This window comes from Frankia sp. KB5 (assembly GCF_002099325.1).
Lineage (GTDB): Bacteria > Actinomycetota > Actinomycetes > Frankiales > Frankiaceae > Frankia > Frankia casuarinae.
Genome location: NZ_MRUJ01000080.1, coordinates 1 through 1,507, shown reverse-complemented (window position 1 = coordinate 1,507; position 1,507 = coordinate 1). Strand labels below are relative to the sequence as shown.

At 77.7% G+C, this 1,507-nt stretch carries 1 protein-coding gene; it reads right to left on the bottom strand.

Annotation, left to right across the window (positions count from 1 at the left end; genetic code table 11):
* On the bottom strand, window positions 1-1,507 hold a 1,507-nt coding region (locus tag KBI5_RS09210), incomplete at both ends, for a cobyrinate a,c-diamide synthase (RefSeq protein ID WP_116289879.1).

The window sequence follows — 1,507 nt, the reverse complement described above, 5'->3', positions numbered from 1 at the left end:
GCGCCGGCGGTGTCCCGGCCGTCCTCCCGGCGGGCCGCGCGGGCGGCGGCGAGCAGGCGGGTGGCGGCGCCGGGCCGTCCAGCCCAGTGCAGATGCAGGTAGGAGGCGTGCACCCGGCGGTACACGAACCCCTCGGACATCCACGGCGACGCCGCCTGCTGCCCGCCGCGCCGGCCACCACCCGCCACGCGTCCCGGTGCGGGTCGGGGCGCGGTTTCGGGTACCGGCAGCCACCACGCCGCCACCCACGACGACCCGGGGGGCGGGCCTGCGGCGCCGTGGGCGGGGGACGGCGACCGTGGGTCGCACGGCGCCCGGCCGGGTGGGGGCCGTAGGACCGTACGGTGGAACTCGTGGGCGTGCACGGTGGTCCCGGCCGCCGCCAGGGGGCTGTCCGCGGCGGCGATCGCGCTGCGGTAGCCGAGGGTGAGCCGCGGGCCCATCACCGCCTCCACGTCGAGAACCCCGCACATCGGCGCGCCGTCCAGGGTGCGGGCCAGGTAGAGCAGTCCGGCGCACTCGGCGGCGACCGGCCCGCCGCGGGCGGCGAACGCGGCGACCTCGGCGCGTAACCGGGCGTTGTCGGCGAGCGCGGCGACGTGCTCCTCGGGGAAACCACCGCCGATGATCAGGGCGTCGGTTCCCGGTGGCAGCGTCTCGTCGCGCAGCGGGTCGACGGGGACGACGTCGGCGCCCGCGGCGGTGAGCAGCTCGATGTGTTCGGGGTAGCCGAAGGTGAACGCGGCTCCCCCGGCGACCGCGACCCGCGGGGGCCGGTCGGGCATCGCGGGCATCGCCGGGTCCGCTGTGGTGACCGCTGCCGGTCCGGCCGCGGCGAGCACGGTGGCCGGCTCCCAACGTGCGACGCGCAACGGCGGCGCGGTGCGTGCCACCCGCAGCAGGGCGTCGAGGTCGCAGGCGGATCCGACCAGCGCGCCGAGCCGGTCGACGGCGGCGACGGCGGCGGGTCTGCGTTCCGCCGCCGGCACCAGACCGAGATGCCGCGAGGGGGTGTGGACGGCCTGTTCCCGCGGCAGCGCGCCGAGCACGGGCACGGCGATGTCGTCGAGTGCCTCGGTGAGCAGGTCGCGGTGATGGGGGGAACCGACCCGGTTGAGGATCACCCCGGCCAGGCGGATCCGCCGGTCGAATCCGCGGAACCCGGCGACGAGCGCGGCGATCGAGCGGGCGGCGCCGGAGACGTCGACGACGAGCACGACGGGGGCGTCGAGCAGCCGGGCGACGTGCGCGGTGGAGGCATGGTCGGCCTGCTCACCGGGACCGGGACGGGCCACCCCGTCGAACAGGCCCATCACCCCTTCGACGACGGCGAGGTCCGCGCCGCGGGCCCCGTGGGCGAACAGCGCGGCGATGCGCGCCGCGCCGCAGAGCACCGCGTCGAGGTTGCGGCCCGGCCGGCCGCAGGCCAGCGCGTGGTAGCTGGGATCGATGTAGTCCGGGCCGACCTTGTGCGGGGAGACGTGCAGGCCGCGGGCGGTGAACGCGG